The organism is Halorubrum sp. Atlit-8R, from assembly GCF_003666025.1.
Lineage (GTDB): Archaea > Halobacteriota > Halobacteria > Halobacteriales > Haloferacaceae > Halorubrum > Halorubrum salinarum.
Map to the genome: position 1 here is coordinate 1135634 of NZ_QPLV01000001.1, position 23293 is coordinate 1158926.

A 23293-nucleotide genomic window follows, 5' to 3' on the forward strand; every position below is an offset into this window, starting at 1 on the left:
CAGTCGCGTGCGCCCGACCGCGGCCCCGCACTCGCGGAGGCGGGGGCGGACCTCAGGCCTCGACGAACCCGCCCGCCCGCAGGGCCTCCTCGACGGCGGCGTCGTCGTGGACCACCGCGGAGACCGCGCGGGCGATCCCCTCGGGGTCGTCGTGCTGGAAGATCGACCGCCCCATCGAGACGCCCGCCGCCTCGCCGTCCATCGCGCCGCGGACCATCTCGACGGTCTCGCGGTCGGTCCCCTTCGAACCGCCGGCGATGACCACCGGGAGGCGGGTCGACTCCGTGACGCGCTCGAAGGAGTCGCCGTCGCCGGAGTAGCCGGTCTTCACCACGTCGGCGCCCAGCTCCTCGGCGAGCCGGACGGCGTGGCCGAGCGCCTCCGGATCGCTCTCGTCGACGCCGGGGCCGCGCGCGTACGCCATCGCGAGGACGGGGAGCCCGAGCCGCTCGGCGTCGGCGGTCAGCTCCGCGAGCTCCTCGATCTGGTCCGGCTCGTGGTCGGAGCCGACGTTGATGTGGAAGGAGACGGCGTCGGCGCCCGCGCGGACCGCGTCCTCGGCGGTGCCGGTGACGCGCTTGTCGCTCTCGTCCGGCCCGATGGTCGTCGACCCGTTGAGGTGGACGATGTAGCCGGCGTCGTTCTTGTTCTCGTGGACGCGGGGCGCGATGCCGCGCTGCGTGAGGACGGCGTCCGCGCCGCCGCTCGTGACGCCGTCGATCGTCGACTCGATGTCGACGAGCCCCTGGACGGCGCCCATCGTGATCCCGTGGTCCATCGGGACGATGAGGTATCGGTCGTTCGTGGAGATGCGGTCGAGTCGTGCCGAGAGTCCTGCTGTCATTGTGAGATGGGTGTTGTGTGAGAGTGTGGCAATCGGAGGTAAGTCGGTTTCGTTCGGGGAGGTATTAGTCCGTTTCTGGTCAGGCGGACTCGGCCGGCGTCGTCCGCGAGCGGTAGCCGCGCTCGGCGCCCTCGGTCAGCTCGCGGGAGAGCGCCTCCAGCCGGTCGGCGACCTCGTCGGTCGACAGGTCCTCGGCGACGCCCTCGGCGACCACGTCGACGAGCGCCGAGCCGACGATGATCCCGTCGGCGCCGCCCGCGACGATGCGCTCCGCGTGCTCGCCCGTCGAGATGCCGAACCCGACCGCCTTCGGCACGTCGTACTCGCGGAGCCGGTCGAGGCTCTCGGTCGTCTGGTCGGAGACGTCGTCGCGGGCGCCGGTCGTCCCCAGCCGCGCCTGGACGTACACGTAGCCGGAGACGTTCTCCATCATGCGGTCGAGTCGGTCGCCGCGCGTCGTCGGCGCGACGATGAAGACGAGGTCGAGCCCGAACTCGTCGCACGCCTCGCGCAGCGGGTCCGCCTCCTCGGCCGGGAGGTCGGGGACGACGAACCCCTCGATCCCCGCGGCCGCCGCCCGCTCGACGAACGGCCGGGGGCCGGTCTCGTCGCCGTACTGGTAGATGAGGTTGTAGTACGTCATGCACACCAGCGCGGCGTCGACCTCGAGCCCCTCCGCGAACTCGAAGAACCGCTCGGGCGTCATCCCCGCGTCGAGCGCGCGGACGAGCGCCTCCTGGATCGTCGACCCCTCGGCGATCGGCTCGGAGAAGGGGAGGCCGAGCTCGATCACGTCGGCGCCGCCGCGGTCGAGCGCCTCGACGTACGCCTTCGACGACTCGTAGTCGGGGTCGCCGACGACGAGGTACGGGACGTAGGCGGGGCCGTCCGCGAACGCGGCGGCGATGGCCTCGGAGTTGCCCATCTACATCCCCCCCGTGAACATCGACATGTCCGGCGCGTTCGGCACGTCGCGCTGGTCGGTCTCCTCGATGGCGGCGTCGAGGTCCTTGTCGCCGCGCCCGGAGACGTTGACGACGACCCGCTCGCCGAGGTCCTCGTGGTGCTCCTCCAGGTAGCCGAACGCGTGGGCGGTCTCCAAGGCGGGGATGATCCCCTCCGTGTTCGAGAGCCGGTGGAAGCCCTCCAGCGCGGCGTCGTCGTCGACGGCGACCGGGTCCACGCGCCCCTCGTCGACGAGGTACGCGAGCTCCGGGCCGACGCCGGCGTAGTCGAGCCCGGAGGACACCGAGTGGCTCTCCATGATCTGCCCGTCGGAGTCCTGGAGCAGCTTCGTCCGCGCGCCGTGGAGGACGCCCTCCTCGCCGGCGAACAGCGACGCCGAGTTGGGCGCGACGCCCGCCTCCTCGTCGACTTCGAGCGTGGACCCCCCGGCCTCGACCGCGTGGAGCGCGACCGACTCGTCGTCGACGAAGTCGGCGAACGCCCCCATCGTGTTCGAGCCGCCGCCGGCGCAGGCGACCACGTCGGTGGGGAGCCCGCCGGTCTTCTCGATGGTCTGCTCGCGGGCCTCCTCGGAGATGACCGCTTGGAAGTCGCGGACCATCACCGGGAAGGGGTGGGGGCCGACGATGGACCCGATCACGTAGTGGGTGTCCTCGACGGTGGCCGCCCAGTCGCGCATCGTCTCGGAGATGGCCTCCTTCAGCGTGCCGCGCCCGGTGGTGACCGGCTTGACCTCCGACCCGTTGAGCTTCATCCGGAACACGTTGGGGCGCTGGCGGTTGATGTCGCGCTCGCCCATGTAGATCGTACAGGGCATGTCGAGGTGCGCCGCCGCCATCGCGGTCGCGGTGCCGTGCTGGCCGGCGCCGGTCTCCGCGATGATGCGCTCCTTGCCCATGTACTTCGCGAGCAGCACCTGCCCGAGCGCGTTGTTCAGCTTGTGGGCGCCGCCGTGGAGCAGGTCCTCGCGTTTGAGGTACACCTCCGTGTCGTAGCGCTCCGAGAGCCGGCCGGCCCGCTGGAGCGGCGTCGGGCGCCCGCCGAAGTCCGCGAGGCGCTCGCGGAACTCGTCCATGAACCCGTCCTCGTTGTTCAGCACGTAGCGCTCGTAGGCGTCGGCCAGTTCCTCGATCGCCGGCATCAGCGCCTCCGGGACGTACTGGCCGCCGTAGCGGCCGAACTTCCCGTCGTCGCGGCCGCGCTCGCGGCCGGGCCGTCGCGAAAGCTCTCCAACCTCGCTCGTCGATGATTCGGTTTCGCTCATGTGGGTGTCTCCGTTGTGTCGGTCGCGTCGTGGGGTGTCGGGTCCGCGTCCCCGTCCGCCGCCGCCCGCGTCAGTTCGCGCGTGTTCGCTTCCACGTCGCCGTCCATGATCGCGCTGCCGACGAGCAGGGCGTCGGCGCCCGCCGCCCGCATCCGGCGCGCGTCGGCCGGGCTCTCGATCCCGCTCTCGGCGATCAGCGTCACCTCGTCCGGGACGTGGGGCGCCACGGACTCGAAGGTTCCGAGGTCGACGACCAGCTCGGCGAGGTCGCGGTTGTTCACGCCGACCGTCGTCGCGCCCGCATCGAGCGCGCGCTCCAGCTCGTCGCGGTCGTGGACCTCGACGAGCACCTGGAAGCCGCGGTCGCGGGCGGCGGCGAGCAGGTCGGGGAGGTCGTCGCCGACGAACCGGGCGATCAGGAGGACCACGTCGCTCTCGACGGCGTCAAGCTGCGCCTCCTCGACGACGAAGTCCTTGCGCAGCACCGGCACGTCGACGGCCTCGCGGACCCGCCGGAGCGTGTCGACGCTCCCGCCGAAGTGCTCCGGCTCGGTGAGCACGCTCAGCGCGGCCGCCCCGCCGGCGACCATCCCCTCGGCGAGCGCGACGGGGTCGTCCTCGCGGCTGCCCTCGGTCGTCGGGCTCGTCGGCTTCACCTCGGCGATCACCGGGACGCGCCCGTCGGCCTCGGCCCGCTCGAACGCGGCCGCGAGGTCGCGGGGCGAGACCGAGGCGGTGTCGCCCGATCTCGCCGCCGCGTCAGCGCGCTCCCGTGCGGCGGACAGGATCGACCTGACCGCCGGCGCCAGCTCGTCTGGATCGTCCATTACTATACACTAATGTACGTATCTGTTCATAAGGCTTGCGGGGGCCGGGCCGACTCGCTCAGCCTCCGGGCGAGGGTACGACTCGGTCAGACGGGGGATATTTTAAGTGATCGACCCGACCAATGAAGGGTATGAGTATGGCGGGCACCTCGGGCGTCTTCGCCCGGGAGTTCGACCGGATCGGCCGGACCGTTCAGGTCGGGTTCGCCGGCGGTCGCGTCATCTCGGTGTCGTTCCCCGCCGAACCGCCGGGAGACGCCGACGGCGACCACGACCTCCTCGACCGGATCGGCGCGTACCTCGGCGGCGAGCGCGACGAGTTCACCGAGGTGGCGCTCGGCCTCACAGTCCCGACCGACCAGCGCGAGGCGCTGGAGGCGCTGCGCAACGTCCCGTACGGCGAGGAGGTGTCGGTGAGCCGCCTCGCCCGGCTCGCCGGGTTCGACCCCGACGACGCCGACGACGTGGCGACCGTGAGGGGCGCGCTGAACGACAACCCCGTCCCCGTGTTCCTCCCGGACCACCGGGTGAGCGGCGGGCCGTACGCGACGCCCGGCGAGGTCCGGCGCGCGCTCCGCCGCGTCGAAGGCTTGTAGCCCGGACGACGACGCCGCGGACGGCCGATCAGATCTCGAAGTCGGGCGTGTCGAACGCGCCCTCGTCGGCGTCGACGTCGTAGCGTTCGATCCCGGTGAGCGCTACGTCCAGCGTGGCCTCGGCGTCCCACCGCCCCGTGTTGATCACTAGGTCGTAGATGGAGCGGTCGTTCAGGTCGATGTCGTAGTAGGACTTGTAGCGCTGCTCCTCGATGACCTCGCGAACCTGCATCTCGGAGGTCATCTCCTCGCGGTCGGCCGTGCGGTCCGCGCGGACCTCGTCGGGCGCGTCGAGCCAGATCCGGATGTCGGCGCGGTTGCCGGCGATCCAGCCCGCGAGCCGCGACTCCAGCACGAACGCCTTGTTCGCCGTGCCCCACTTCTCGGCGATCCGGCGGAGCCGGCGGTCGAGCGCGCGGTCGATCTCCTCGGACTCGCCGGTCTCGGCGATGAGCTGAGAGAGGCTCATATCCCGTTCGGCGGCGATCTCGCGGAACAGTTCGCCGCCCGAGACGTAGCCGCAGTCGAGCGACTCGGCGATGCCCTCGACGAGGGTCGTTGCCCCGCAGCCCGGCGGGCCGGAGACGGTGACGAACAGGTTCCGGTCGATCCGTCGGTCGGGCTCCGGCGAGGTGCCGCTCATACGTGTGGCGCCACGGAAGGCGGGCGGATAAACGGGTCGGTTCCGCGAATTTCCGCGGCGGCGACGAGCGGAGCGCCGGGTCCCGCCCGGTCGCGACGGCCCCGACGCAACCGATTTCCCTCCCCGAGCCCTCGTGATCGCCGTGAGCGAGACCACGGACCGCGGCGACGAGGCGGCCGCGCGCGCCCTCCTCCGCGACGCGGTCGAGCGCGGTGCGATCGCGGACCCCGACTTCGACCCGGACGCGGTCCCGATCGCCGACGCCGACGTGCTCGCGCGGCTCTCGCCGCCGGTCCGGCGCTGGTGGGTCGAGCGGTTCGGCGCGTACGTCGACGAGAACGGCGGGTTCTTCACGCCGCCGCAGCGCGAGGCGATCCCTCACGTCGACGACGGGGAGAACTGCCTCGTCGCGGCGCCGACGGGCAGCGGGAAGACGCTGGCCTCGTTCCTCGCGGTCCTCGACGACCTGTTCGCGCGCGACCGCGCCGACGACCTCGACAACGCCGTCTACTGCCTGTACGTCTCGCCGCTGAAGTCGCTCGCGAACGACATCGAGCGCAACCTGGAGACTCCCTTGGAGGGAATCGGGGAGGCGGTCGCCGCGGCCGAGGTGGACGACGGGACGGGCGACGACGAGGCGTACGATCCGGGCGTCAGGCAGGCGATCCGCCACGGCGACACCTCGAAGGCGGACCGGCAGGCGATGCTCTCCGAGACGCCCCACGTCCTCAACACCACGCCGGAGACGCTGGCGATCCTGCTCAACTCGCCGAAGTTCAAGGAGAAGCTCCGCACCGTCGAGTACGTGATCGTCGACGAGATCCACTCGCTGGCCGCGAACAAGCGCGGCACGCACCTCGCGGTGTCCTTAGAGCGGCTGACCGAGTTGACGCGGAACGGAGATAGAGGGAGCGAGGCCGAAATCACGCGGATCGGCTGCTCGGCGACCGTCGAACCGCTCGACGGTATCGCCTCCTTCCTCGTCGGGCGCGAGCGCGTCGCCGGCGCGGTCGGCGACGCCGAGGGGTTCGAGACGCGGCCCTGCGAGGTGGTCGACGCCCGGTTCGCCCGCGAGTTCGACCTCGAACTCCGGACCCCGGCCGCCGACCTGATCCACACGCCGCGGTCCGCGGTGACCGACCGCTTCTACGAGTCGCTTCACGACCTGATCGAGTCCCACGAGAACACGCTGGTGTTCACGAACTCCCGGTCGGGCGCCGAGCGCACCCTCCAGGAGCTCCGTCGTCGCTTCGACTACGATGAGTCGGACTCCGGCTGCCACCACGGGAGCCTCGGCGAGGCCCAGCGCACCCGCGTTGAGGAGGGGCTGAAGTCGGGCGAGCTGGACGTGGTCACGACCTCGACGAGCCTGGAGTTGGGCATCGACATGCCGCACCTCGATCTCGTCGTCCAGGTCGGGTCGCCGAAGTCCGTCGCCGCGCTGCTTCAGCGCGTCGGCCGCGCGGGCCACAGCCCGGGCGAGACCGTCGAGGGGCGGGTGTTCGCGCTGGACCGCGACGAGCTGATCGAGTGCGCCGCGCTGCTCGCGCGCGCCGAGGAGGGGTTCGTCGACCGCGTGTTCCCGCCCGAGGGCGCGTACGACGTGGCCGCACAGCACGTCTACGGGATGGCGATAAACCGGATCCGCCCCGACCGCGAGGTCCGCGAGGTGCTGCGCCGGGCGCACCCGTACCGCGGCTTCGACGACGCCGCGTACGAGCGGCTGTTCCGGTACCTCACCGGGGACTACGACGGACTGGAGGAGAAGAACGTCTACCCGAAGGTGTGGCGCGACGCCAACGACCCGCCCGACGGCGAGCACCACTACCCCGAGTACCCGGTCGGCGAGACGCTCGTCGGGAAGCGCGGGCGGCTCGCGCGGGTCATCTACATGACGAACGTCGGAACGATCCCCGACTCGTTCACCTGCGACGTGTTCACGCGCGACGACGAGTGGGTCGGCACCCTCGACGAGTCGTACCTCGACACGCTGGAGTCCGGCGACGTGTTCGCGCTGGGCGGCGAGCGGTTCGCGTTCCGCTACCGCCGCGGCTCGAAGGTGTACGTCGACCGCACGAGCGAGCGCCCGACCGTGCCGTCGTGGTTCGCCGAGCGCCTGCCCCTCTCGGCGGACCTCGCCCACGAGGTCCTCGACTTCCAGGCCGAGCTCCTCGACCGCCTGACGGGGGACGGCCCGAACGCCGGCCCGGCGGCGGTCCGGGCGTGGCTCCGGCGGTTCCCCCTCGACGGGAACGCGGTCCGCGCGCTCGCCCGCATGTACGACGAGCAGGTCCGGTACGCGGGCGCGGACTCGGTCTCGACGCCCGACCGCCTCGTCGTCGAGGAGGAGCTGGACCGAAACGAGTACAAGCGGCGCTTCTACGTCCACTCGACGTACGGCCGCCGGTTCAACGACGGGCTCTCCCGGCTCGTCGCGGCCGCGGTCGCGAACCGGACCGACGCCAATGTCGCGGTGGCGGTCGCGGACCGGGGGTTCTCGCTCGCGCTCCCGCTGAACCGGAAGGTCGACGTGGCACAGATTCTGGCCAACCTCGACCCGGAGACCGTCCGCGAGGACCTGCGCGAGGCGGTCCAGGGGACGGACCTGCTCCAGCGCTACTTCCGGATCAACGCCGGGCGCGCGCTCCTGATCCTGAAGCGGTACAAGGGGTACGAGAAGTCGGCCGCGGAACAGCAGGTCTCCGCCGAGATGCTGCTGTCGTTCGCAGCCGACTTAGAGGAGTTCGCCGTGTTAGAAGAGACGTACCGAGAGCTGCTGGAGGACCGGCTCGACGTCGACGGCATCCGCGAGGCGGTCGACCGGATCGCCGCCGGCGACCTCGCGGTCGAACACCGCGTCGTCGACTCGCCCAGCCCGCTCGCGTTCGGGCTCGCGACGCTGGTCGACTCCGACACCGTCATCGCCGACGACGAGTCCGCGGTCCTCCGCGAGTTCCACGCCCGCGTGATGGAGGAGATCGGCGAGACCCCGCGGGGCGCGGAGGTCGAAGGAGAGGGCGAAGGCGACCCCGACGCCGGACCGCCCGCGGACGGGAGACCGGACTGAGATGCCGGCCCCCGATCCCTCCGCGGCCCCGCCCGCTCGGCTCCGTCGGCGGTTCGCCGGCGCCGTGGCGCTCGGCGCGCTCGGGCTGGCCGCGCTGTGGCGCCCGCTCGGGACGGCCTGGGTCCTCGCCGCGGTCGTTCCCGGCGCGTACCTCGCCGCGTACGCGCGAGTCAACCTCGCGGCGAACCGCGCGCCCGACGGCGGCTCCCCCGAGCCGCGGCTCGGTCCGGCGAACGCGGTCACGCTGTTCCGCGGCTGGCTCGCCGTCGTCCTCGCGGGCGCGGCGGTCGCGCCGGCGCCGGACCCGCGGCTCCCAGCCGCACTCTTCGTCGGCGCGGTGGGCCTCGACGCGGTCGACGGCGCGGTCGCCCGCCGCACCCGCGAGACGGTCCTCGGCGCGCGCCTCGACGGGGCCACCGACGCGCTGGCGGTCCTCGTCGGCGCCGCGGTCGCCGTCGCGCTGGGCGCGCTCCCCGCGTGGTACCTCCTCGCCGGCGGGGTCTGGTACGCATACGCCGGGTCGCTGTGGCGGCGACGACGCGCCGGGGCGCCGGTGTACGAGCTGCCGCCGAGCCGGGCCCGGCCGTTCGTGGGCACCGCGCAGTTCGCCGTCGTCGCGCTCGCGCTCCTCCCGAATGTCGGGCGCGGGGGCGAGACGCCCCTCCTGACCGCGTTCGCGGCGGTCGCGCTGGCGGCACTCCTGGCGAGCTTCGCCCGCGACTGGGCGGCCGCGACGGGGCGGCTCGGCCGCGACGACCCGCCGATCGCGGCCGGCCGAGGCGGCGAGTGAGGCGGTGAGCGAGCGGTCCGAACCGGGCGGTGGCGGGATCGCGGCGTCGAGGAGGGAACGGCGAGCCGCGGCCGCGCGTTACGACTCCCTGGAGAGCAGGACCGCGAGGACGGCGATCAACGCGATCTGCGCGATCTTGTCGACGGCGCCGTACACCCCGATGTCGGCCGGGAACGAGTACGTCCCGGTGACGAAGTTGATCACGTACCACAGGACGATCTGGCCGCCGGTGAACGGGATCCCGACGGCGTACATCAGCCGGCGCCGGTACCCGGCGACTATCGCCGCCACGCCCGCGCCGAAGCCCAGGGTTGCGACGAAAAAGGAGATTCCCAGCGCGCCCCCGACCTGAACCCCGAGGACGGCGTGGACGATCCCGGACACGGTCGCGGCGAGGATCCCGATCCAGTGGAGCGGGGTCAGCGATTCGACGTCGGCGCCCGCGTCGGAGTGTGCCATGGATACGCTACGCACGGCCTCCGCTGGCTTATGCTTACTCCCCGGCGGGCGCGACCGCGACGGGCGGCGCCGCTCGGTCGGGCGGTCGTCGCCGGCGGGGCTTTATGTTGGATCGGCCCGTGCGATCGGTAATGTCGACTCCTCTCGGTCGTCGGCCGCGGACGGGTGAGTCCGCGTGAGCGACGGCGCCGCCCACCGCGCGGTGGAGTTCACCGGCCCGGAGCGCGTCGAGGTCGTCCCGGTCGACGACCCCGCCCCGGCCCCCGACGAGGTGGTCGTCTCCGCGTCCGTCTCGGCGGTGAGCGCGGGGTCCGAGCTGCTCGCGTACCGCGGGGAGCTCGACCCCGAGACCGTCGCGGACGAGGAGCTCTCCTCGCTCGACGGCGACCTCTCGTACCCGCTCCGCTACGGCTACGCGGTCGTCGGGCGGGTGGCCGCGGTCGGCGAGGCGGTCGACCCGTCGTGGCGCGACCGGACCGTCTTCGCGTTCAACCCCCACGAGAGCCGGTTCGCCGTCTCCCCGGACGCGCTCTTCCCGGTCCCGGACGGGATCGACCCGGAGACCGCGACGCTGTTCGCGAACGCGGAAACGGCCGTCACGCTGACGCTCGACGCGGCCCCCCGGCTCGGCGAGCGCGTCGCGGTGTTCGGGCAGGGCGTCGTGGGGCTGCTCACGACCGCCCTCCTGGCGCGGAGCGGCGCGGAGACCGTGGTCGCGGTCGAACCGAAGGACCGTCGGCGCGAGCTGGCGGCCGAGTTCGGCGCGGACGCCGTCGTCGACCCGACCCGATACGACGGGCGCGCCGGCGTCGTCGACGCCGTCCGCGACCGCACCGGGGGCGTCGACCTCGCGGTCGAGGTCTCGGGGCGGCCCGAGACGCTGGAGACGGCCGTCGAGACGACGCGGTTCGACGGCCGCGTCCTCGTGGGGTCGTGGTACGGCACCAAGCGCGCCGACCTCGGCTTCGGCGACCACTTCCACCGCGGGCGGGTCACCGTCCGGAGCAGCCAGGTCACGACCATCGCGCCGGAGCTCCGGGGTCGCTGGGACCGGGAGCGCCGCCGCGAGACCGCCTGGCGCCAGCTCCGGCGGCTCCACGGCGATCTGGACGTCACCGAGCGGCTCGTCACGGACCGCGTCCCGGTCGACCGCGCGCCGAGCGCGTACCGGCGCCTCGCCGACGAGGGCGAACCGACCCTCCAACTCCTCTTCACCTACCCATGTACGAACTGACCGTCTCCGAGACGTTCGTCGCACAGCACTACCTCACCGTCCCGAACCCGCCGGCCGGCGAGGGGGAGCTCCACTCGCACACCTTCACCGCGGAGGCGACGTTCCGCGGCCCGGAGCTCGGCGAGTACGGCTACCTGCTCGACATCGACCTCGCGCTCGACGCCCTGGCCGACGCGGCCGAGCGCTACCGGGACGAGACGCTCAACGAGCACTTGGAGGGCAACCCCAGCGCCGAGCGGCTGGCCCGGGCGCTGTTCGACGACCTCGCGACGGTGGACGCCCCGGCCGCGACCCGGCTGACCGTGACCGTCCGCGAGGACGACGCCGCGAGCGTCTCCTACGCCGGCGAACTGCGGTGACGCCCCGATGCGCGTCGCCCTCGTGCTGGCCGGCGACATCGAGTCCGAGTCCGGCGGCTTCTACTACGACCGGCGGCTCCGCGACCGGCTCCGCGAGCGCGGCCACGGCGTCGAGGTGGTCTCGCTGCCCCGGGGATCCTACCGGGAACGCCTCGCTCCGAACCTCCGGGCGGGCCGGCTCGCCGACCGCCTCGCGGAGTTCGACGTGGTCGTCGAGGACGGGCTGGCGCACCCCTCCGTGCTGTGCGCCAACCGTCGGCTCGACGCGCCGACCGTCGCGCTCGTCCACATGATAGCGTGGCGTGCGCGGGCGGCGCAGGAGACGCCAGACGGCGGTCGGGGGACTCTCGACCGCGCGCGCTCGGCGCTCGGGCGCCGCGGAGTGGCGGCCGTCGAGCGCCGGTTCCTCCGCGGCGTCGACGCCGCGGTGTACAACGCCGAGACGACCCGGCGGAACGCGGCCGTGCTCGGCGGCCCGGCCAGGAACGCGGTCGCTCCCCCGGCCGGCGACCGGTTCGAACCGGTGACCTCCGCGTCGGAGATCCGCGAGCGGGCTCGGTCCGGCCCGCTGGAAGTGACGTTCCTCGGGAACGTCGTCCCGCGGAAGGGGCTCGACGCGCTCGTCGACGGCCTCGCCCGGCTGGACGGTCGCGACGTGGACTGGCGGCTGACGGTCGTCGGGGACCGGACGGTCGCGCCGGACCACGCCGAGGCCGTCGCGGAGTCCGTCGCCGCGGCCGGGATCGGCGACCGCGTCCGCTTCGCCGGGCGCCTCGACGACGAGGCGGTCGCGGCGCGGCTCCGCGAGAGCCACGTCCTGGCGGTGCCGTCGCGGTACGAGCCGTTCGGCATGGTGTACCTGGAGGCGATGGGGTTCGGCTGCGTGCCGCTGGCGACGACCGCGGGCGGCGCGAGCGAGTTCGTCCGGGACGGCGAGTCGGGCGTCCTCGTGCCCCCGGGCGACCCGCGCGCCGTGGCCGCGGCACTCCGCGACCTCGACGACCGCGACCGGCTGGCGGCCATGGGAACCGCCGCGCGCCGCGACTACGAGGCGCGGCCGGGGTGGCCCGAAACGCTCGACCGCGTCGTCGACTTCCTAGAGGCCGAGGCTGGAGGGCGGACGGGGGCTCCAGGTCGGGGAGGTGACGCCGCGTGACCGACCACGCGACGTACCTCGACGCGAAGCGCGCGCTCGACGACCGCTCGCTGAACCGGGCGGTCCTCGACCGCTTCGCCGCCGAACTCCCGCCCGAGCCCGAGATACTCGAAGTCGGCGCGGGCACGGCGACGATGGTCGAGCGCCTCGTCGACTGGGGCGTGATCGACGCCGGCCGATGGGTCGCGGTCGACGCCCACGAGGCCGCCCTGTCGGCGGGCGAAGCGCGGATCGGCGACGCGGTCGGCGACGTCGCCGTCGAGTTCCGCGTCGCGGACGCCTTCGACGTCGCGAGCCGGGCGGCGGCCGCCGGCGAGCGGTTCGACGCGGTCGTCGGCTGCGCGTTCTTCGACGTGGTCGACGCCGCCCCCGCGGTCGACGCCCTCGCCGAGGTCGCCCCCGTCGCGTACGCGCCGATAACCTACGACGGCGAGACGCGGTTTGCCCCCCCGGACCCGGACGACGAGGCCGTCATCGACCGCTATCACCGACACATGCGGGAGTTCCGCCCCGGCGGCCCCGACGGGGCGGCGGCACTGGCCCGGGAGGCGACCGCGATCGCCGAGGGCCCCTCGACGTGGGAGATCGAACCCCCCTACGAGTCGGGCGAGCGGACGGTCCTCGCGCACCTGCTGGACACGGTGGAGTCGGCCGTCGGCGAGACCGGCTACGACGCCAGCGACTGGGCGGCCAGGCGCCGCCGGGCGCTCGACGAGGGGCGCCTGCGCTACGAGGCCGCGAACCGCGACCTGCTGGTGCGGTTGGAGTGAGCGGCCCGCGGGTCCCGGTTCACGGCCCGAACGGCTCCCCCGGAACCGGGTCCGGGAGCCCCTCAAGCACCAAGGTCGTGTAGTGGAGGAACACCGCCAGCGCGGCGAGCGAGAGGAGCAGCAGGAACAGCAGGATCAGCCGCTCGTCGCTGCGGACGACCGCGGCGGTGTCCGCGAGGAATCCCGTTCGGGGGCGACGACCGGTCATCGTCCGTCGTTGCGCTCGCGGGCGCTTAAAAGTGGCCGCCGGAGTCCGGGTTCGGCCGGCGCGTGCGGCCCCCTACCGCTCCGTCAGTCGTCCGACGGCGACGGGCGGGTCCGCCCGAGCGGCTCGCCGTCGACGGGCTCGTCCGGGTTCGCGTCCACGGCGGCCTCCGAGAGGCCGAGCTGCGCGTCGACGTCCACGTCTTCGCGCACGTGGACGGTCCCGCGGTGGACCGCGATGGCGTCCGCGAGGTGGAGCCGGACCGCGTCGAGCAGGACCTCGGCCTCGAGGGGCTGCCCCCGGCGCTTGATCTCGTCGACGTCGGCGCCCGGGGGCACGTCGAAGGCGCGCTGGGCGATGACCGGCCCCTGGTCGAGGTCGGTCGTGACGTAGTGGGCGGTGACGCCCGCGACCCGGACGCCGGCGTCCTTGGCCTGCCGGTACGCCTCCGCGCCGGGGAACGCCGGCAGCAGCGAGGGATGGACGTTGACGATCCGCCCCTCGTACCGGAAGACGACCTCGGGCGAGAGGATGCGCATGTACCGCGCCAAGGCGATGAGGTCCACGTCGTACTCGGCCAGCAGGTCGAGCAGGCGCTCCTCGTCGGTGTTGCCGTTGCCGTCGCCCACGTCGTAGAACGGCTTGTCGTAGCGCTCCGCGAGCGACCGGAGGTCGCCGCGGTTGCCGATGACGACCGGGATCTCGGCCTCGCTGTCCTCGGCCAGCTCGCCGCGCGCCTCCGCCTCCAACAGCGCCTCGGGCGCGTGGGTCTCCTTCGTGACGAGCAGCGCGACGCGCCGCGCGTCGCGGTCGCTCGGGAACCGGACCTGGATGTCGACGTCGAGCTCGCGGCCGAGCTCGGCGAGCGCGCGGCGGAGCTCGCCGCGCGAGGTCTCCATCTCCGAGGTGTCGACGCGGGTCGTCATCCGGAAGACGCCCTCGCGGACCGCCTGGTCGAGGTCCTCGATGTTGATTCCGCGCTCGAACAGCAGGGAGGTGACCCGCGCGATGAGTCCGGTCTTGTCTCCTCCGACGACCGTGATTTCGGTCAGTTCGCGGGTCATGCGACGATCACCTCCGCGGGTTCGAGCGGCTGCATACACCCTCCCCAACAGCCGGAGGGGTTTGCCCCTTTCGCTCGGTGCCGTCCCTGCCTCCCGCACGAACGACCGCAATATATCCACGAATATGCGTATAAACGTCGTTCCAAAACGGTTTTTACACACGACTCCGCACCAACGGGTATGACCGCGTACACGGCGACGGTGACGGTCCGGCTGAAGCGGGGCGTCCTCGACCCGGAGGCCGAGACGACCCAGCAGGCCCTCGAACGGCTCGGGTTCGAGCTGTCCGACCTCCGCTCGGCGGACCGCTTCGAGGTCGACCTCGACGCCGCCGACGCCGACGAGGCGGCCGACCGCGCCGGCGAGATGGCCGAGCGGCTGCTCGCGAACCCCACGATCCACGACTACGACGTGGCGGTCGCGGAGCGATGACGGTCACCGTCTCCGGGGTGACGCCGACCGTCACCGGCGCGACCGCCGGCGATGCGAGCGTCGCGGCCGCCCACGCGGGGTGGGCGGCGTGACGGTCGCCGTCGTCCAGTTCGGCGGCTCGAACTGCGACCGCGACGCCGTCCGCGCGCTCGACCACCTCGGCGTCGACGCCGAGCGCGTCTGGTACGACGACGGCCTCCCCGCCGACCCCGACGGGATCGTCCTCCCCGGCGGGTTCTCCTACGGCGATTACCTCCGCGCCGGCGCGATGGCCGCCCGCGACCCGATCATGAACGAGGTCCGCGACGCCGCCGACGACGGCGTCCCCGTGATCGGCATCTGTAACGGCGCGCAGATCGGCTCGGAGTCGGGGCTGACGCCCGGCGCCTTCACCACGAACGCCTCCGCGCGGTTCCAGTGCGAGCCGGTCCACCTGCGCGTCGAGCGCGCCGATACCCCCTGGACCGCCGCCTACGACGAGGGACAGGTCATCGAGGTCCCCATCGCGCACGGCGAGGGGCGCTTCGAGATAAGCGAGGCGGCCCACGGCGACCTCGTCGCCGACGACCGCGTCCTCTTCCGCTACTGCGACGCCGACGGGAATGTCACGGACGCCGCCAATCCGAACGGCTCGACCGACAACGTCGCCGGCGTCCTCGGCGAGCGCGAGACGGTCGCCGTGCTGATGCCCCACCCCGAGCGCGCCACGCTCCCGGACCTCGGCCGCAGCACCGACGGCGCCGGAATCCTGCGCGCGTTCGCCTGACCGGCCCCGACGACCGACTTTCTCCCCACGACTTACCGCGCCCGCGACGCCTCCCCGCCCGCTTGGGTCTCACGGGTCGGGCTCGACCCGGTTCCACCGGTTTTCTCCCGCTCCAGTTCGCGCTCCAGCGCCCGCTCGAACTCCGCTTCCGTGAGTTCTCCCTCCGCGTACCGTCGCTGGAGGCGTTCGACGGGCGTTTCGTCGGGCTCGCTCGCCGCCGATCCGTCGGCGTCGCGCGCGAGAGCCCCGAATCCGACGACGCCCGCGGTGAGCAGCGTCGCGACAGCGAGCAGCGCGAGGAGCGGGAACAGGACCATCGCGCCGCCCATTCCGCCCGCCATCCCCGAACCGGCCATGCCGCCCATCTGTGGTGCGACGGTGTCGAGAGCAATCATGTGTGATTATCACATTTCTATGAATAAATAGCCCTCGAACGTTCGCGGGTCGCGGGACCGCGGTCCGCCCCCGCGGTCGCTCCCCCAACCGTCGCTGAGTCGCCTGCCGAGGGTCGGCGGGTAGACCGTCCCCCCGCACGACTTTTGCGACCGGCCGCTGAACCAAAGGTGTGAACGCTCGACACATCGACCACGTCAACCTTCGGATTCCCGAAGACGGCGCCGAGGAGGCGCGCGAGTTCTACGGCGAGACGCTCGGGTTCGGCATCGAGGACGCGCTGTACGCGGCCGACGAGAAGCCGTTCTTCGACGTGCGGCTCTCGGCGACCGCCGTGATCCACCTCTGGCCCACCGAGGAGTTCGAGGCGCCGACGAAGACGAACTACGACCACGTCGCGGTCGTCGTGGAGGAGTCGGCCGAGGAGATCGAGGCCGAGCTGGCGGACGCGGGCGTCGAGGTCGAGAAGACGCTCGACTCGCCGCTCGGCGCGACCGGCGAGGCGGGCGCGGTGTACGTCAGGGACCCGTTCGGCTACCGGGTGGAACTGAAAGCGCGGGTGTGAGCCGCGAGCGGACGAGGGCCGGGACCGCCCGGTTCCGAACCCGTTCGCCACGTCGAGCAACCCTCGCCCCGACGCGGTCGTTTAAGACCCCCGAGCGACAGGGTCGCGTATGAGCGAACAGCAGCCGAGGTCCGACGACGACGAGCGGCGTCGTCGCCGGGAGGACGCGGACCGATTCGCCGGGAAGAAGGACGGGGACCTGCGGAGCCGCGAGGTGACCGAGGGGCCGGACAAGGCGCCGCACCGCGCGATGTTCCGCGCGATGGGCTTCGACGACGAGGACCTCTCGTCGCCCATCGTCGGCGTGCCGAACCCCGCGGCCGACATCACGCCGTGTAACGTCCACCTCGACGACGTTGCCGACGCCGCGCTCGACGGCATCGACGCCGCGGGCGGCATGCCGATCGAGTTCGGGACGATCACCATCTCCGACGCCATCTCGATGGGGACGGAAGGGATGAAGGCGAGCCTGATATCGCGTGAGGTCATCGCCGACTCCGTCGAGCTGGTCTCCTTCGGCGAGCGCATGGACGCGCTCGTGACCGTCGCGGGCTGCGACAAGAACCTCCCCGGGATGATGATGGCCGCGATCCGGACGGACCTCCCGAGCGTCTTCCTCTACGGCGGCTCGATCATGCCCGGCCAGCACGACGGCCGCGACGTGACGATCGTCCAGGTGTTCGAGGGCGTCGGCACGTACGCGCAGGGCGACATGGACGCCGACGAGCTCGACGATCTGGAACGCCACGCCTGCCCCGGCGCGGGCTCGTGCGGCGGGATGTTCACCGCGAACACGATGGCGTCGCTCTCGGAGGCGCTCGGGCTGGCGCCGCTCGGGTCGGCCTCGCCGCCCGCCGAGGACGAGGCGCGCTACGCGGTCGCCGAGCGCGCCGGCGAGCTGGCGATGGACTGTATCGAGAACGACCGCCGCCCCTCCGACATCCTCTCGCGGGAGTCGTTCGAGAACGCGATCGCGGCCCAGACCGCGATGGGCGGCTCGACGAACGCCGTCCTCCACCTGCTCGCCTTGGCGGGCGAGGCCGACGTCGACCTCTCGATCGAGGACTTCGACGAGATATCGCGGCGCACCCCGAAGATCGCGAACCTCCAGCCCGGCGGGAGCCGTGTGATGAACGACCTCCACGAGATCGGCGGCGTGCCGGTCGTGCTCCGACGCCTGCTGGAGGCGGACCTGCTCCACGGCGACGCCATGACGGTGACGGGCAACACGCTCGCCGAGGAGATCGCGGCGCTGGAGGAGCGCGGCGAGCTCCCGGACGAGTCGGACATCGAGGCCGACTTCCTCTACCCCGTCGACGACCCGAAGGAGGAGGAGGGCGCGATCAAGATCCTCGACGGCAACCTCGCGCCGGACGGCTCGGTGCTGAAGGTGACCGGCGACGACGAGTTCTACCACGAGGGGCCGGCCCGCGTGTTCGAGAACGAGGAGGACGCGATGGAGTACGTCCAGTCCGGGGAGATCGAGTCCGGCGACGTGATCGTCATCCGCAACGAGGGCCCCCGCGGCGGCCCCGGGATGCGCGAGATGCTCGGCGTCACCGCCGCGGTCGTCGGCGCGGGCCACGAGGACGACGTGGCGCTGCTCACCGACGGCCGCTTCTCGGGCGGCACCCGCGGCCCGATGATCGGCCACGTCGCGCCCGAGGCCGCCGTCGGCGGCCCGATCGGTCTGATCGAGGACGGCGACCACATCACCGTCGACATCCCCGAGCGGGACCTCACCGTCGACCTCTCCGACGAGGAGCTGGAGGCGCGCCGCGAGGAGTGGGAGGCGCCCGAGCCGCCATACGAGGGCGGCATCCTCGCGAAGTACGGCCGGGACTTCGCCTCCGCCGCGGACGGCGCGGTGACGAACCCGCGGCTCACGCGGGACTGAGCGCGCCGCTGCCCACCGACCGCGCCGGGCCGTCCGTCAGCGGACGAGCACCACGGACACCGGAGCGCGCTTCGAGACGGTTTCGGCGACGTTACCGACGAGGAACCGGCGCGTCGCGCGCCCGCGGTCCGCGCCGTGGGCCCCGATCACGACCGTGTCGTACCCCTCCGCGCGGTCGATGATGTTCCGCGCCGGGTGGCCGACGCCGACGACCGTGTCGACCTCGCGGCCGCGGTCGGTCGCCAGTGCGCGGGCGCGCTCGAAGACGCCTTCCGCGCGCTCCGCGGCCGCCGCCTCGAAGTCGTCCGCGAGCGCGAGCGACGCGGCCTCGCCCATCATCATCGACGGCGCGCCGACGACGTGAACCACGGTGACGTCCGCGTCCGGGAAGTTCTCCAAGGCGTATTCGAGGGCCCGCTCGGCGTGGTCCGAGTCGTCCATCGGCACGAGGATGCGGTCTATCATACCCGATCTACGCCGCGCGCCCTCCTAACTGCTCCCGTCACCCCGGCGCCGTCAGGCGACTCCCGGCAGGAGGACGAAGAACCCGTACGCCAGCGCGGTCGACACCGACGGACCGATGATCCACATCGAGACGTACTTCAGGACCGCTCGGGGGTTGAACAGGTCGCCCGCGTTCAACACCGCCGCCGGCTCCGCCTCCCCGATCGGCGACGACTGCCGCCCCTCGGTGTCCCTCACGGTGATCGCGCCGGTGACGATCTCGTTGTCGCCGGTGTTGCGCGTGACCGCCTGCCGGACCGTGACCGGGCGCGTCGCCCGCCCCCAGCCGATGCCGACGATCGTCATCACCGTGCCCATGACGAGGCTGATCGGGATGCCGATCCACGAGAGGACCGTCGTGATCGTCGAGGCCGTGGTCATCACGAACAGCGCGGCGAGGAGCGGGATGTCGCTGAGCTCGCCGCCGACCGACTCCATCGTGCGGCGGGCGATCGTGAACCCGCCGAGCCCGATCGCGAGCGTCGCGAGCAGGATCGCGGTGTCGTCGGGGAGGCCGCCGACGCCGCTGACGAGCGGCGCGGCGGCGTTCGGGACGTTGCTCGCACCGGCGCTGAACGCCATGTAACAGCCGATGACCAGGACGACGACCGTGCTGATCAGCTCCGAGTACGTCGTGTTGGGTCCGAGCGCGACCGTCGGCACGGCTCCGTCGCGGTCGAGTCTGAGCAGCGGGCCGGGCGACTTCTCGACGCGGACGCGCCGGTTCACGGCCGGGTAGACGTACCGACCGATGACGACGCCGATCCAGAAGCCGATGATCGGCGTCACGATCCACCAGGAGACGATCCGGGTGATCGTGGCGTAGTTGAGCGTGTCAGTCGCCAGCCCGAGCCCGGCGATGGCGCCCACGGTCGTCATCGAGGTCGGCACCGGGACGCCGAAGACGTTCGCGATGAGGATCCCGAGCCCGATGAAAAACAGGACGGCGACGCCGGCCGACAGCGAGAGTTCGGTCGTGATGATCCCGCCGCTGAGCGTGTCCATCACGTTCCGTCCCACCGTCCACCCGCCGAGGAACACGAACACCGTCATCAGCGCGGCCGCGGTCGTCTTCTTCAGGATGCCGGCGCCCACCGGCGGCCCCCACGCGATGCCGGTCGAGGAGCCGCCGATGTTGAAGCCGACGAACACCGAGGCGACGATACCGACAGCGAGCAGCGTCTCGACCATCTCCTGCCCCTACCGGCATCGGTGGCAAATACCTGTCGTCATCGGGAAAGCGGACGGCTGCGAGACGGACGACGAACCGCGAAAGAGAGGGACGAAGCGGACCCGCGGGAACCGGACTGCGGAGTCGACCGGCGCGCTCCCGGCCGGTGACGGAGCGCGGAGGTTCGGCGTCGCTTACCGGCGCTCTCCCCCGTCGGTCCGGGCCGTCGTGACCGACTCGGCGCACCAGACGTTGCTCCGGCGACCCGCGCGGGACAGCTCCATCCGCACGACAGACCCGACCGGGAGGTCCGCGACCCGTTCGCGGGCGTCCTCGTCGGCGTAGTCGACGATGTGGAACGTCTCGTTGCGGGGATGGGCACGTACCGTGGTACATTCGTGATCGTTCTGTGCGGAAATGACGGTGTACGCGTTCGATTGTGACATCTTACACCATTATTGCTGGACACCTTACTTCAAACCTCCGTATATTCACTACGGACGTGAGGGAAGTCGTAATATCGATATAAGGTCTTGAATTTCGACGGCGTTCGCCGAAGGGTGTCGATAATTCGCGGACGATCTTTCCGATCACTTGATCACGAGCGACTCGGGCGACGACGGACCGTCGCGGGGGACGACCGGCGACTGACGGGGGGCGGACCGCGAGCGCGCGGATCACCATACCTATCTCCGCCGACGGCGAAAGCCGGCCATGGACCGAGGCGAGGGGCCGAAAGCCGAGACGACCGCCGAGGGCGTCGCGAGCGCGGACGCCGAGACGGATCCGGACGCCGGCGGCGTGGCGCTGTTCGTCGACGGCCCGAACGTGCTGCGCGAGGAGTTCGACGTGGACTTAGACGACGTGCGGCGGGCGGGCGAGGCGGAGGGCCCGCTGGTGACGACCCGGCTGTACCTCGACGAGCACGCGACGCCGGGCCTGATACAGGCCGCGGAGGCGCGCGGCTTCGAGGTCATCGTCACGAGCGGCGACGTGGACGTGAAGCTCGCGGTCGACGCCGCGCGGTTCGCGGCCGAGGGCCGGATGGAGACGCTCGCGATCGCCTCCCGCGACACGGACTTCAAGCCGGTCGTCGAGACCGCGAACGGCTACGGGATCCGCACGCTCGCCATCGCGCCCGGGGAGTTCGGCCGGTCGGACGCCCTCCGCAACGCCGCGAACGGATCGGTGACCCTCGACGGCGACGAGGTCGACGCGACCGAGGCCGCGGACGATACGGGAAGCGAACCGACCTGGCATCGGTAGCGCCCGGGACTGATCGACGCCCGACTCACCGCCGCCGTTTCCACTGGATCCGTCCGAGCAACAGCGTCCCGATTCCCCCCGCGAGCCCCGCGGCGCCGACGAGGACGACGCCGGTCGCGACGCCGCCGTACCGCGCGGCCGCCGCGTCGACGCCCACCCGTATCCAGCCGAGGTTCGGCACCGCGAACAACGCCTTCCCGGCGATCCACTCGTCAGGGACGACGGGCGCGATGCCCGCGCTCTGGTCGTACAGCTCGTTCGCGTCGCCGTAGGTGACGTACCCGTCGTACGGCGCCGGGCACGTGGCCAGCTCCGCGCAGTCAGCGGCGAGGAGCGCCGGGTCGGCCCGCTCCGTCCAGTCCTCGCCGGCGTCGACCGCGAACGCCAACCGGTGGAACACCGGTCTCCCGTCCGCCCCCGGGACGGTGTAGACGACGACGTCGCCCGTCCCGCCGAGCCGCGCCGGCGCGTTCGGGTCGGCGGCGGTCGAGAGGTCGCCCCACGGCGCCCGGTCGGCCGCCGTCACGACGACGAGGTCACCGCGCTCGACCCCGGGCGCCATGCTGCCGCTCTCGACCGCGACGAACGGCGGCCAGGTCCCGACGAGCGCGATCAGGAGGACCGCGGCGACGACCACGGCGACCGCGGGGGCGAGCGGACCGGGCCGGTCGGGGCGACGGCTGCTCACGCCGGAGTGAGGGGCCGGCGACCGCTTGAGGCTGTCGGCCGAGTCGACGACGGGCGCGACCGCGGCGGGGGGCGCCGCCGACGCGGACCGCCGATGTCACAAAGCCTTAGGTTCGTCCCGGAGAGGTGCGGGTATGACCGATCGCCTCCCTCCGCTCCACGACGCCCACGACGAGCGCGGCGCCAAGTTCACCGACTTCGGCGGCTGGCAGATGCCCGTCGAGTTCGACTCGATCCGGACCGAACACGCCGCGGTCCGCGAGTCGGTCGGCGTCTTCGACGTGTCGCACATGGGCGAGATCGAGGTGTCCGGCCCGGACGCGACGGAGCTGCTGAACCGACTCACGACGAACGACGTGCGCGCGCTCGACCCCGGCGACTCGCAGTACGCCGCGATCACGGACGACAAGGGCGTGATGCTCGACGACACGGTCGTCTACCGGCTCCCCGACGGGACCGCCGCCGGCGAGGGGGCCGCGTCGCTCGCGGACCTCGACGCGACCCACGACGGCGACCTCGACGCCCCGAGCGGCGACCCCGCGTACCTCTTCGTGCCGAACGCCGGCCACGACGGGCAGATGTACGACCGCTGGACCGCGCACCGCGACGAGTGGGGCCTCGACGCGACCGTCGCGAACGCCACCGACGACTGGGCGATGCTCGCAGTCCAGGGCCCCGACGCGGCCGACGCGCTCGACGAGGCGACCCCGGGGGACCGGGTCGTCGGCCTCTCGAAGTTCGAGGCGGCGGCCGCGGCGGTGGCCGGCACGGAGAGCTGGGTCGCGCGCACCGGCTACACCGGCGAGGACGGCTTCGAGGTGATGTGTCCGGCCGACGCCGCCGAGTCCGTCTGGGCGGCGTTCGCCGACGCGCCGCTGGAGGCGCAGCCGTGCGGGCTCGGCGCCCGCGACACGCTCCGCACCGAGATGGGCTACCTGCTGTCCGGACAGGACTTCGACCCGGAGAGCGAGCCCCGGACGCCGTACGAGGCCGGGATCGGCTTCGTCGTCAAGCTCGACACGGAGTTCGTCGGGCGCGACGCCTTGGAGGCCCAACAGGAGGAGGGCGTCGACGAGAAGTTCGTCGGCGTCCGCCTCCGCGAGCGCGGCGTCCCCCGGAACGGCTACGCCGTCACGGACGGCGACCTCACCCGCGTCGGGAAGCTCACTTCCGGGACGATGAGCCCGACGCTCGACGAGCCCATCGGCCTGGGCTACCTCCACGAGTCGTACGCCGACGCCGGCACCGAGGTGAGCGTCGTCGTGCGCGGCGACGAGAAGCGCGCCGAGGTCGTGGTCCCGCCGTTCCTCGACCGCTGATAGTTGTCACCAAGCCCCGAGCAACGCTCATACGAGCGGCCCGAGAAGC

Annotated in this window: 26 protein-coding genes; 13 read left to right on the forward strand and 13 right to left on the reverse strand. The window is 72.3% G+C overall.

Annotated features, from left to right (window positions below):
- Nucleotides 1–52 precede the first annotated feature (52 nt).
- The 4 genes from DVK05_RS05560 to trpC all read right to left on the reverse strand — a co-directional run bounded on the left by DVK05_RS05560 (nucleotide 53) and on the right by trpC (nucleotide 3901).
- Nucleotides 53–844: a 2-amino-3,7-dideoxy-D-threo-hept-6-ulosonate synthase gene (locus DVK05_RS05560; protein WP_121562381.1), complete on the reverse strand. Its 792-nt coding sequence runs from the start codon at nucleotides 842–844 to the stop codon at nucleotides 53–55.
- 79 nt (nucleotides 845–923) lie between these two features.
- Nucleotides 924–1769, reverse strand: coding sequence for a tryptophan synthase subunit alpha (gene trpA, locus DVK05_RS05565; RefSeq protein ID WP_121562382.1), 846 nt, complete (start codon nucleotides 1767–1769; stop codon nucleotides 924–926).
- Complete coding sequence (gene trpB, locus DVK05_RS05570) at nucleotides 1770–3074, reverse strand: tryptophan synthase subunit beta (protein ID WP_121562383.1); 1305 nt, start codon at nucleotides 3072–3074, stop codon at nucleotides 1770–1772.
- Entirely contained in the window at nucleotides 3071–3901 is an 831-nt protein-coding gene (gene trpC / locus DVK05_RS05575) for an indole-3-glycerol phosphate synthase (protein ID WP_121562384.1), read from the reverse strand. Before trpC ends, trpB begins: the two co-directional genes overlap by 4 nt.
- Nucleotides 3902–4032: 131 nt before the next feature.
- Here trpC and DVK05_RS05580 point away from each other — a divergent pair, with 131 nt between their 5' ends.
- Entirely contained in the window at nucleotides 4033–4497 is a 465-nt protein-coding gene (locus DVK05_RS05580; RefSeq protein ID WP_121562385.1) for an MGMT family protein, read from the forward strand.
- Nucleotides 4498–4525: 28 nt separating this feature from the next.
- On the opposite strand, the gene cmk is transcribed toward DVK05_RS05580, so the two are convergent.
- On the reverse strand, nucleotides 4526–5140 hold the full coding sequence (gene cmk / locus DVK05_RS05585; protein ID WP_121562386.1) for a (d)CMP kinase: 615 nt from the start codon (nucleotides 5138–5140) through the stop codon (nucleotides 4526–4528).
- Between the two features lie 133 nt (nucleotides 5141–5273).
- On the opposite strand from cmk, the gene DVK05_RS05590 reads away from it, so the two are divergent.
- Both DVK05_RS05590 and DVK05_RS05595 read left to right on the forward strand, forming a co-directional pair.
- Nucleotides 5274–8207, forward strand: coding sequence for an ATP-dependent helicase (locus DVK05_RS05590; RefSeq protein ID WP_121562387.1), 2934 nt, complete (start codon nucleotides 5274–5276; stop codon nucleotides 8205–8207).
- Nucleotide 8208: 1 nt separating this feature from the next.
- Nucleotides 8209–8997: a CDP-alcohol phosphatidyltransferase family protein gene (locus DVK05_RS05595; protein WP_121562388.1), complete on the forward strand. Its 789-nt coding sequence runs from the start codon at nucleotides 8209–8211 to the stop codon at nucleotides 8995–8997.
- 78 nt (nucleotides 8998–9075) lie between these two features.
- Here DVK05_RS05595 and DVK05_RS05600 read toward each other — a convergent pair whose 3' ends face one another.
- Nucleotides 9076–9456 (reverse strand): hypothetical protein, encoded by a 381-nt coding sequence (locus DVK05_RS05600; RefSeq protein ID WP_121562389.1) that lies wholly within the window; start codon nucleotides 9454–9456, stop codon nucleotides 9076–9078.
- Nucleotides 9457–9631: 175 nt separating this feature from the next.
- Between DVK05_RS05600 and DVK05_RS05605 the strand changes: the two genes are divergently transcribed.
- From DVK05_RS05605 to DVK05_RS05620, 4 genes are read left to right on the forward strand one after another with little or no spacing between them, the layout of a single operon-like run.
- Entirely contained in the window at nucleotides 9632–10690 is a 1059-nt protein-coding gene (locus tag DVK05_RS05605; RefSeq protein ID WP_121562390.1) for a zinc-binding alcohol dehydrogenase, read from the forward strand.
- Nucleotides 10678–11049, forward strand: coding sequence for a 6-carboxytetrahydropterin synthase (locus DVK05_RS05610; protein WP_121562391.1), 372 nt, complete (start codon nucleotides 10678–10680; stop codon nucleotides 11047–11049). The genes DVK05_RS05605 and DVK05_RS05610 overlap by 13 nt, the downstream gene beginning before the upstream one ends.
- Before the next feature lie 7 nt (nucleotides 11050–11056).
- Nucleotides 11057–12205 (forward strand): glycosyltransferase family 4 protein, encoded by a 1149-nt coding sequence (locus DVK05_RS05615; RefSeq protein ID WP_121562392.1) that lies wholly within the window; start codon nucleotides 11057–11059, stop codon nucleotides 12203–12205.
- Nucleotides 12202–12975, forward strand: a complete 774-nt coding sequence (locus DVK05_RS05620; protein WP_121562393.1) for a class I SAM-dependent methyltransferase — start codon at nucleotides 12202–12204, stop codon at nucleotides 12973–12975. The genes DVK05_RS05615 and DVK05_RS05620 overlap by 4 nt, the downstream gene beginning before the upstream one ends.
- A gap of 19 nt (nucleotides 12976–12994) precedes the next feature.
- Here the strand turns inward: DVK05_RS05620 and DVK05_RS05625 are convergent, their stop codons facing one another.
- Both DVK05_RS05625 and DVK05_RS05630 read right to left on the reverse strand, forming a co-directional pair.
- Complete coding sequence (locus tag DVK05_RS05625) at nucleotides 12995–13183, reverse strand: hypothetical protein (RefSeq protein WP_121562394.1); 189 nt, start codon at nucleotides 13181–13183, stop codon at nucleotides 12995–12997.
- 83 nt (nucleotides 13184–13266) lie between these two features.
- Nucleotides 13267–14244: a formyltransferase family protein gene (locus DVK05_RS05630; protein WP_121562395.1), complete on the reverse strand. Its 978-nt coding sequence runs from the start codon at nucleotides 14242–14244 to the stop codon at nucleotides 13267–13269.
- 180 nt (nucleotides 14245–14424) lie between these two features.
- Here DVK05_RS05630 and purS point away from each other — a divergent pair, with 180 nt between their 5' ends.
- Nucleotides 14425–14676 carry a phosphoribosylformylglycinamidine synthase subunit PurS gene (gene purS, locus DVK05_RS05635; RefSeq protein ID WP_121562396.1) on the forward strand — a complete coding sequence of 84 codons (252 nt, stop codon included), beginning with the start codon at nucleotides 14425–14427 and terminating at the stop codon, nucleotides 14674–14676.
- Nucleotides 14677–14764: 88 nt separating this feature from the next.
- Nucleotides 14765–15442 (forward strand): phosphoribosylformylglycinamidine synthase I, encoded by a 678-nt coding sequence (gene purQ / locus DVK05_RS05640; RefSeq protein WP_121562464.1) that lies wholly within the window; start codon nucleotides 14765–14767, stop codon nucleotides 15440–15442.
- Between the two features lie 32 nt (nucleotides 15443–15474).
- Here purQ and DVK05_RS05645 read toward each other — a convergent pair whose 3' ends face one another.
- Nucleotides 15475–15837, reverse strand: coding sequence for an SHOCT domain-containing protein (locus DVK05_RS05645; RefSeq protein ID WP_121562397.1), 363 nt, complete (start codon nucleotides 15835–15837; stop codon nucleotides 15475–15477).
- Between the two features lie 170 nt (nucleotides 15838–16007).
- Here DVK05_RS05645 and DVK05_RS05650 point away from each other — a divergent pair, with 170 nt between their 5' ends.
- Nucleotides 16008–16400: a VOC family protein gene (locus tag DVK05_RS05650; RefSeq protein WP_121562398.1), complete on the forward strand. Its 393-nt coding sequence runs from the start codon at nucleotides 16008–16010 to the stop codon at nucleotides 16398–16400.
- Nucleotides 16401–16509: 109 nt separating this feature from the next.
- The gene (gene ilvD, locus DVK05_RS05655; RefSeq protein WP_121562399.1) at nucleotides 16510–18297 is read left to right on the forward strand and encodes a dihydroxy-acid dehydratase; all 1788 of its coding nucleotides are present in this window, start codon (nucleotides 16510–16512) and stop codon (nucleotides 18295–18297) included.
- Nucleotides 18298–18333: 36 nt separating this feature from the next.
- Here ilvD and DVK05_RS05660 read toward each other — a convergent pair whose 3' ends face one another.
- The 3 genes from DVK05_RS05660 to DVK05_RS05670 all read right to left on the reverse strand — a co-directional run bounded on the left by DVK05_RS05660 (nucleotide 18334) and on the right by DVK05_RS05670 (nucleotide 20418).
- The gene (locus DVK05_RS05660) at nucleotides 18334–18762 is read right to left on the reverse strand and encodes a universal stress protein (RefSeq protein ID WP_121562400.1); all 429 of its coding nucleotides are present in this window, start codon (nucleotides 18760–18762) and stop codon (nucleotides 18334–18336) included.
- A 51-nt stretch (nucleotides 18763–18813) separates the two neighbouring features.
- A complete protein-coding gene (locus DVK05_RS05665; protein WP_121562401.1) occupies nucleotides 18814–19992 on the reverse strand; it encodes an inorganic phosphate transporter in 1179 nt (392 codons plus the stop codon).
- A gap of 174 nt (nucleotides 19993–20166) precedes the next feature.
- A complete protein-coding gene (locus DVK05_RS05670) occupies nucleotides 20167–20418 on the reverse strand; it encodes a hypothetical protein (RefSeq protein WP_053771262.1) in 252 nt (83 codons plus the stop codon).
- 268 nt (nucleotides 20419–20686) lie between these two features.
- Between DVK05_RS05670 and DVK05_RS05675 the strand changes: the two genes are divergently transcribed.
- On the forward strand, nucleotides 20687–21238 hold the full coding sequence (locus DVK05_RS05675; RefSeq protein ID WP_121562402.1) for an NYN domain-containing protein: 552 nt from the start codon (nucleotides 20687–20689) through the stop codon (nucleotides 21236–21238).
- A 25-nt stretch (nucleotides 21239–21263) separates the two neighbouring features.
- On the opposite strand, the gene DVK05_RS05680 is transcribed toward DVK05_RS05675, so the two are convergent.
- Nucleotides 21264–21926 carry a S26 family signal peptidase gene (locus DVK05_RS05680; protein ID WP_121562403.1) on the reverse strand — a complete coding sequence of 221 codons (663 nt, stop codon included), beginning with the start codon at nucleotides 21924–21926 and terminating at the stop codon, nucleotides 21264–21266.
- Between the two features lie 133 nt (nucleotides 21927–22059).
- Here DVK05_RS05680 and DVK05_RS05685 point away from each other — a divergent pair, with 133 nt between their 5' ends.
- Nucleotides 22060–23244 (forward strand): glycine cleavage system aminomethyltransferase GcvT, encoded by a 1185-nt coding sequence (locus DVK05_RS05685; protein ID WP_121562404.1) that lies wholly within the window; start codon nucleotides 22060–22062, stop codon nucleotides 23242–23244.
- Nucleotides 23245–23293 lie beyond the last annotated feature (49 nt).

Bases quoted from the DNA above. Each gene is read 5' to 3' on its own strand.
- DVK05_RS05560 (WP_121562381.1), bottom strand. From the start codon at position 844: ATGACAGCAGGACTCTCGGCACGACTCGACCGCATCTCCACGAACGAC.
- trpA (WP_121562382.1), bottom strand. From the start codon at position 1,769: ATGGGCAACTCCGAGGCCATCGCCGCCGCGTTCGCGGACGGCCCCGCC.
- trpB (WP_121562383.1), bottom strand. From the start codon at position 3,074: ATGAGCGAAACCGAATCATCGACGAGCGAGGTTGGAGAGCTTTCGCGA.
- trpC (WP_121562384.1), bottom strand. From the start codon at position 3,901: ATGGACGATCCAGACGAGCTGGCGCCGGCGGTCAGGTCGATCCTGTCC.
- DVK05_RS05580 (WP_121562385.1), top strand. From the start codon at position 4,033: ATGAGTATGGCGGGCACCTCGGGCGTCTTCGCCCGGGAGTTCGACCGG.
- cmk (WP_121562386.1), bottom strand. From the start codon at position 5,140: ATGAGCGGCACCTCGCCGGAGCCCGACCGACGGATCGACCGGAACCTG.
- DVK05_RS05595 (WP_121562388.1), top strand. From the start codon at position 8,209: ATGCCGGCCCCCGATCCCTCCGCGGCCCCGCCCGCTCGGCTCCGTCGG.
- DVK05_RS05600 (WP_121562389.1), bottom strand. From the start codon at position 9,456: ATGGCACACTCCGACGCGGGCGCCGACGTCGAATCGCTGACCCCGCTC.
- DVK05_RS05610 (WP_121562391.1), top strand. From the start codon at position 10,678: ATGTACGAACTGACCGTCTCCGAGACGTTCGTCGCACAGCACTACCTC.
- DVK05_RS05615 (WP_121562392.1), top strand. From the start codon at position 11,057: ATGCGCGTCGCCCTCGTGCTGGCCGGCGACATCGAGTCCGAGTCCGGC.
- DVK05_RS05625 (WP_121562394.1), bottom strand. From the start codon at position 13,183: ATGACCGGTCGTCGCCCCCGAACGGGATTCCTCGCGGACACCGCCGCG.
- DVK05_RS05630 (WP_121562395.1), bottom strand. From the start codon at position 14,244: ATGACCCGCGAACTGACCGAAATCACGGTCGTCGGAGGAGACAAGACC.
- purS (WP_121562396.1), top strand. From the start codon at position 14,425: ATGACCGCGTACACGGCGACGGTGACGGTCCGGCTGAAGCGGGGCGTC.
- DVK05_RS05645 (WP_121562397.1), bottom strand. From the start codon at position 15,837: ATGATTGCTCTCGACACCGTCGCACCACAGATGGGCGGCATGGCCGGT.
- ilvD (WP_121562399.1), top strand. From the start codon at position 16,510: ATGAGCGAACAGCAGCCGAGGTCCGACGACGACGAGCGGCGTCGTCGC.
- DVK05_RS05660 (WP_121562400.1), bottom strand. From the start codon at position 18,762: ATGATAGACCGCATCCTCGTGCCGATGGACGACTCGGACCACGCCGAG.
- DVK05_RS05665 (WP_121562401.1), bottom strand. From the start codon at position 19,992: ATGGTCGAGACGCTGCTCGCTGTCGGTATCGTCGCCTCGGTGTTCGTC.
- DVK05_RS05670 (WP_053771262.1), bottom strand. From the start codon at position 20,418: ATGTCACAATCGAACGCGTACACCGTCATTTCCGCACAGAACGATCAC.
- DVK05_RS05675 (WP_121562402.1), top strand. From the start codon at position 20,687: ATGGACCGAGGCGAGGGGCCGAAAGCCGAGACGACCGCCGAGGGCGTC.
- DVK05_RS05685 (WP_121562404.1), top strand. From the start codon at position 22,060: ATGACCGATCGCCTCCCTCCGCTCCACGACGCCCACGACGAGCGCGGC.